Origin of the sequence: Nocardia farcinica, assembly GCF_029867845.1 — a bacterium.
GTDB classification, from domain to species: domain Bacteria; phylum Actinomycetota; class Actinomycetes; order Mycobacteriales; family Mycobacteriaceae; genus Nocardia; species Nocardia farcinica_A.
This window is the reverse complement of the sequence record NZ_JARWRU010001239.1, coordinates 1-5,795: the sequence shown is the minus strand read 5'-3', so window position 1 is coordinate 5,795 and position 5,795 is coordinate 1. Positions and strand designations below refer to the sequence as shown.

Annotated in this window: 5 protein-coding genes; 2 read left to right on the top strand and 3 right to left on the bottom strand. The window is 67.0% G+C overall.

What is annotated here, in order from left to right; genetic code table 11:
- Positions 1 to 1,669: tetratricopeptide repeat protein (locus QH283_RS27730; protein WP_280505877.1), on the bottom strand; the 1,669-nt coding region annotated here is incomplete at its 3' end.
- Between the two features lie 64 nt (positions 1,670 to 1,733).
- Positions 1,734 to 2,204, bottom strand: a complete 471-nt coding sequence (locus QH283_RS27725; RefSeq protein ID WP_172964649.1) for a hypothetical protein — start codon at positions 2,202 to 2,204, stop codon at positions 1,734 to 1,736.
- Between the two features lie 310 nt (positions 2,205 to 2,514).
- Between QH283_RS27725 and QH283_RS27720 the strand changes: the two genes are divergently transcribed.
- Both QH283_RS27720 and QH283_RS27715 read left to right on the top strand, forming a co-directional pair.
- Positions 2,515 to 2,814, top strand: coding sequence for a PLDc N-terminal domain-containing protein (locus tag QH283_RS27720; RefSeq protein ID WP_172964648.1), 300 nt, complete (start codon positions 2,515 to 2,517; stop codon positions 2,812 to 2,814).
- Between the two features lie 185 nt (positions 2,815 to 2,999).
- Positions 3,000 to 3,488, top strand: a complete 489-nt coding sequence (locus tag QH283_RS27715) for a hypothetical protein (protein WP_127516413.1) — start codon at positions 3,000 to 3,002, stop codon at positions 3,486 to 3,488.
- A 95-nt stretch (positions 3,489 to 3,583) separates the two neighbouring features.
- On the opposite strand, the gene QH283_RS27710 is transcribed toward QH283_RS27715, so the two are convergent.
- Positions 3,584 to 5,704, bottom strand: a complete 2,121-nt coding sequence (locus QH283_RS27710; protein ID WP_280505876.1) for a hypothetical protein — start codon at positions 5,702 to 5,704, stop codon at positions 3,584 to 3,586.
- Positions 5,705 to 5,795: the final 91 nt, after the last annotated feature.

Below are 5,795 nucleotides of genomic sequence, written 5' to 3'. Positions count from 1 at the left end.
TATTGGTGCGCTCGGTGCCCTGTATGGGTTCGTTGTCGGTGATGTCCTGTTCGTAGAGCGTGTTTGCCTCGTCCAGTCGTCCCACCGACTGGTAGGCGTAGGCGAGGTTGCTACGGGATTTCAGGGTGTCGGGGTGCTCGGTGCCCAGTATGCGTTCGGAGTCGGTGAGGACCTGTTCGTAGAGCGGGATTGCCTCGTCCAGCCGTCCCACCGACTGGTAGGCGCCGGCGAGGTTGCCACGGGAGGCCAGAGTGTGGGGGTGCTCGGCACCTAGCACCCGCTCGTATTCGGTCAAAGCTTGGCGATAGTAGATTAGCGCGCTTGTGTGCATACCCTGATCGAGCACGAATTGCCCGGCGCGCGTGAGGATCTGCGCCTTGGCGTCGGTAACAGAGGTGCTTTGGACCTTTCCCGTGAAGGTGTCCACGTGGGTCAATAGAGCCCGCCACGTCAGCCAGGTGCCCGGATCTTGATGATCAGGGAGGCAGGCAAGCAAGACGTCTGCGGCTTGGTCTCGGGCTTGTTCAATCGCGGTCGGGTCACGGTGAGGGTCGGTGGGATCAGGCGTGCACGCTACAGCCTGTACGAGGCGGTGGATTGACACAGTGTTGGTGGTCAGGTCGGGGGTGATCATGTTGTAGGCGGTGAGGACCCCGAGGGCGGTATTGAGTGTGGGTGGGTCCGTGATGCTCTGGCACATGGAAAGCGGGATGGCGTCGGGGGCATACCAGGCCAGGACACGCAGCAGTTCTGCCGCCATCGGCTGGATGGTGGTGATGCGGTCGAGGGTGACCCGCCAGATCTGGGCGATGGTGCGTTCGGCATCGGTGTCCACGCCGCCGTGCCCGAGTGTTTCGGCGGGGTAGGTGTCGAGCGTCTGCAGGTAGGCCCGTGGGGTGAGGAACGGGTTCTGCGCCAAATAGGCGCCGGCTTGTTCGATCGCCAGCGGCAGATGCCCCAGCTCGGCGCACAACTCGACAGCCCCGTCCTCGTCGCGAGGACCGCTGGCGGTGAGCAGACCGGTGAGTAGTTCCAGGGACTCGGTGGGGTCGAGCACGTCCAAACGGATGACTGCGGTGCCCGTCGGCCAGCCGGTCGCGCGGCGGCTGGTGACCACGATCCGCCCACCTGTCCCGGCGCGGGCCAGGACGGGGTTGATGTCGGTGACGTCCTCGACGTTGTCGAGGACGAGTAGCCATCCGGTGTGGGTGGCCAGCCACTGCAGCCCTCGCTCGGCGAGTTGTTCGACCTCCAGCACCGTGGATAAGGCTGGCTGCAGTGCGGCCGCGAAACCCGCGAGACCTTGGGTGATCTCGGCAGGGGTGTCGGCGGTGAGCCAAAGGATCGGGGAGCAACCGTGGGTGCGGGTGGCGGCCCAGTGTGCGACCAGGGTGGTTTTGCCGATCCCACCGAGCCCGTGCACGGCCTGCACCACCACCTGCCCCGCACTCGCGAGCATGGTGTCGAGCTTGTCCAGTTCGGTGGTGCGGCCGACGAAGTTCGCTGGCCGGATGGGCAGGTTGTCGATGCCAGGTGGGGCGTCGACCTCGGAGATGGGGCGGTACGCCTCCGCCGGGAGCTCAACTATCCGGGCAGTGGCGTTGTCTCCGGTCTGAACCAGGCGAGCGTCTCCGCTGACTGCGACCGAGCGCGCACCTTCCGCGTGCACGCCACCGACCACAGTCCCGGAGGGCTTCCGACCGTCGGGGGCAGGCATATTCGAGGCCCGGTCACTATTGGTCGCCGGTGGTGACGCCGCCGGCGTCTCCCCCGACCGCCGCCGAACGCTCCCCGCTGGCTGTCACCGATCCCGGTGCAGGCGAAGCCGTGGATGGTGGTGGTGTCGGAACTGTCTGGGGTGCGGTCGAGTTGTCGCCGGTGCTGATCCAACCCGCGTTACCGCCCACCGCCACACTGCGAGCACCCGATGCTTCGACTGAACGTGCTGGCTCGGCCAGGGGCGTGGACGACTGCTGCTTCCGGTACTGCCAGATCGCGGTCGCGATCCCGACCACGGTCAACACCGCGATCAGCACCCACATCCACCAGGGCCCGCCCCCGGTGGCGAGGTTCACCACTATCGCCACCACGACGTTCACCACCACCGATACCGCGATCGGCACCGCCACCGGCCATAACGACCCCGATCCCGAACTCATAACCGTCTCCCCACATGACACCCGGCCGACCACCAGCCAGAACACCCACAACCTAACCGAGAAACGCCGCACAACAACGTCATACGGGAGACCGACACCACGACCCGGCGCAAAACCCCTCGACGATGTCGACCTGAGGCATGTCCGACCGGCTACCTCCGGTTTGGGCGCCTTACCGGCGGCCAGGAGCGGGGCCCCGTCGCCGTCGAATTCTTGTCGCCTTGGCCGTTGGGGAACGCCTGGCTCTGTTGTCGGCCCGCAGCAAACCCGCCACCGGTGTCGAGCTGGGGTGTACTCCAAATCCACAGCGATGCGCCAGCGCGGGAGGGCGCGGGCCACACTCTACGATTTCGAAGTGACGACCAGGCTGTGGGCTGGAGCAGGGATAAGCGACTGCACTGAGGCGGGGGTGGACTGCATGCCCGGTTTCGGCATGTTTCTGGTGGAACTTGTTGCGCTGGGGTTGTTCCTGATCGTCTGGTTCGTCTCGGTCCCGATAGCGACTGTCTCGATCTTGTCCGTGGCGAATACTGCTGGACGTCGCGTCGCGTGGTTGGCGGTGGTGTGGTTGGTGCCGGTGGTCGGTGCCTTGGCCTGGTACTTCCGTGCCCGTTCTCGCGTGGCGTGCGACGTCGACGACGGACGACCGGTCTGAAGGTCAGGCTGTATTGGTCTCGGTGAGGTAGCGGTAGAGAAGCGCGCGGGAGACCCGAACGCGGCTGCGACCCAGGTCGGGCTCTGTTCGGCGTTCGGGTCGGCCCACGATCGATGGTTCCAAAATTTATAGCTGAGGCGAATAATTGTCTGGATGAGCAGGATGTCGCTACAGCGGTACTTGCCGTGCTGGTGATCGTGACAGCTGGCTGCGGATCCTCTGACACGACCAGTACGTCCTCCGCGACGAGCGCGCCGGTAGCGGCGCCGAGCGCCGGTTTGGAGTCCGGTCCGACGAGTCCTTTGGGCGGGACGCTGAAGATATGGGGTGGGGCGAATCTGTCCGACAAGACGCAGTTGGCCGAGTACACCGTGTCCAATCCTCGGACGCTCGATGGGCGCTGGACGGTGGATGTCGTCATCGCATGCAGGCAGGGAAATGGCTATGTACCGGGCACGTTCGAGGTGTTGACCACGGCTGGACGCCGCCTCGAGCAGTTCAACCCCTACTCTGCGAGCGGCGGGCAGCTCAGCCTCGCCGGAGCCTTGATCGCCGGTGAACGACGTGAGGGCTACATTTCCTTCGAGGTCCCAGCCGACGATCAGGTCGCCAAGGTTGTCCTCTATCACGGCACCTTGAACCCGCCCGCGGCGTTCTGGACTGTTGGCAGCTAGCCGGGCCCGCCGTATGCACTGCTCTGCAGGGTGATGGATCCGGTCTCGGCCTGGGCAGGGCTGGTGGGTCTTGCTTACGGTGTCGGACCGTTCGCTCAGCCCTGCCGGACCGGCCGCAGCAGGCGCCGCCACCGCGACGGCCTTTCCTGCGGTGCGGGGATGTACTCGGTGGTGGCCGGCCACGTGCCGGTGTCGGTGGGGCGGACTGATCCTTCGCCGACGACCCGGGTGCCGATCGTCCAGCGTCCCTGGATCGCGGCCAGCGGGGTCGTGGTGAGGTCTTGCAGGCTGGTGGTGGCCTCGTCGGTGGTCGGGTGCAGCGATAGGTACAGGACCTCACCGGTGGTGTCGGTGACGACCAGGACGGCGACCGCTGCCGCGAGTTTGTCCTTGGCCAGGACAGCGTTGACGGCCAGGCCGCTGCCGGGTGCGGCGCCGAACCGGTCGACGACCTCGGCGCGGGTCTGCGCCAGCCCGAGGATGATCGCCCGGCGGGCGATGACGTCCTGACCGACACCGAACTGCTCGCACAGCTGCTGGATACGCGGGGGCGGTTCGGCGGCCCAGTGGCCGATCAGGGCCTCGTCGGCGGCAGTGTCCCAGTAGGGCAGGTTCTCGCGGGTGTGGACTTCACGTACCCAGGTGTCCCAGTCGAAGTCGGGTGCTTCGGCCAGCCGCCGCAGCATCGGCAGGGCACCCTTCTTGCTGGTGGCGTTGTCCACCAGCAGCAGTGCCCGACTACGTACCCCGCCGACTTCACGGTCGATGTGTGCGGCGATCTCCTCATCGGTCATGCCGAGCGCGAGCGCCTCGAACAACAACCGGTAATCGCTCTCGCACCACACCGCGCCGACACGCTCCCGCCCTGTCCCCATGACTGAATGATGCACGCAGGCGTAGCCGCCATCGGCTTCGATGACGGCGGCGGTGCGGGAGACGATGACCGCTTCCCGGCGTCGTGCCCACTTGAAGGCGGCGTCAGCGACCCCACGGTGGGCCATCTCGACCGCACCGGTGGTGTTGTCGAGGTGCTCACGGACCTGCTGGCGCACCGGTTCGGGTACCGCCCCGGTATCGAGGATCTCGTCCAGGTCGCGGCGCTGGGTCCGGTGGGTGTTGTAGGCGATGCGCTGGGTGCGTTGGATGTCGACGATCGCCGCGGAGCGGTCGTCGGCGAACAACTGCTCCGGCACGGTGGGTTTGCCTGCCTCCACATCCCGCAGCACGGCCTTGATCTGATCGCGCTCCAGATCGTGGAGGCCTTTGCCGTCGGTGAGGGCTTTGCGGATCGCGGTCTTGTGGCTGGCGGCCTGCTTGGCCAGCTGGGTGGCGGTGACATCGTCGAGGTCTCCGGCCTTACCGGCGGCTTGTTCGGCTTTCGGCGCGAGGAGCGCGTAGACGCGGATGTGTTCGTCGAGTTCGTCGCGGTCGACGTGATCGGGCCACATCCGCGGATAGGCCCCGGCGGGGTTGGCGCGGATCGCCTTCCCGCGGGCGCGGGCGGCTTCCTGGTCCTCCACGGTCAGGACCGCGACCTCACGCGCGAGTTCCTCACGCACCTCGCTGGTGTCCGCCCCCACCTTCAGCTGCTCCTGATAGGTCTCGAGCAGTTTGTCGATGCGCGGCTTGGCCTCCTCCCCTGGATCCACCAACGGTGTGGCGTGACGACTCAACTCCTCAGCCGCCGACACCGTCTTGATGTCGGCGTTTTCCTCATCACCGATCGCGGCGGGGGTGCCGAGGTAGGCGGCGACGAACCGCAACCGGGTGCGGGTCTGCTGGGGGACCTTGCGGTCTTTGAGCTGGCGGGTCAGCGCGTCGAGCTTCTCGGCGCTGGGATCGGCGCGCCAGGACTCGATCGCGGCGTAGATTCCCACCTTCGCCGACTCGTCGAGATCGTCTTCACGCGCGACCATCTCGACCATCCGGTCTTGGGCTTTGCGGGCGCGGGCGGCAGCGGCGCGGTCCTGCTCGATCTCGGCCAACCGCTGGGCATCGGTGCCGGGGGCGATACTGGCCTGCCCAGTGTCGAGGTCGAGCTCCACACCCCAACGGCGCGAGACGTGCAGGGCCAGGTGGCCGAGTTCGTTTCCGGCGACCTCGCTCTGATCGCCCCACGTCGCGGCGTCGCGCACCGCGTCGGCGATCTCGGTGCGTGAGGCGGTGTCGTAGCCCTTCTGGCGCAGTTTGCGCAGCCGGACTTCGACAGCGGCCATCTCCGCGGCGGCGCGTTCCACGGCGTCGCGGGCGGGGTTTTAGGACTTTCGGGCCGCCCCCGGGGGCGGGGGCCCGGCCGGGGTGGCGGGG

Excerpts from the sequence above, each read along its gene's own strand:
- QH283_RS27710 (WP_280505876.1), bottom strand. The coding sequence starts at position 5,704 with ATGGCCGCTGTCGAAGTCCGGCTGCGCAAACTGCGCCAGAAGGGCTAC.